The following is a 272-nucleotide window of genomic DNA, read 5'->3' as shown; positions in this document are numbered from 1 at the left end:
CAAGAACTGGATATGTTCTTGCATTTCTTTTGCCTTGTAGTCCACAGGCACGTTGTGCACATCGAGCCACGCTTTATTCGAGCACACAGGGCACGCTTCACCGAACAGCATAGTACCGACCCACAACTGACGAGACCAAGGCGGGTTTGCCTTGGGGTTCTGCATGTTGAATGCATAGTCATAGAAGTTCTTTGCTTGACGCATGTCTCGCGTATCAACCTTCAGTTCGTGCAGCGTGCCGGTATTCTGGTCCTCTGCTTCCTGCATGTAGC

At 51.1% G+C, this 272-nt stretch carries 1 protein-coding gene; it reads right to left on the bottom strand.

All coding sequences use genetic code 11. The features are described 5' to 3' along the window. A partial coding sequence (locus AC1RPX_RS07970; RefSeq protein WP_481763361.1) for a hypothetical protein occupies positions 1-272 on the bottom strand: 272 nt, incomplete at both ends.

The organism is Dellaglioa sp. CoH-56-MRSF-14, assembly GCF_056782115.1.
The sequence above is the reverse complement of the archived record's forward strand: the minus strand, read 5'-3'. Positions and strand labels throughout refer to the sequence as shown.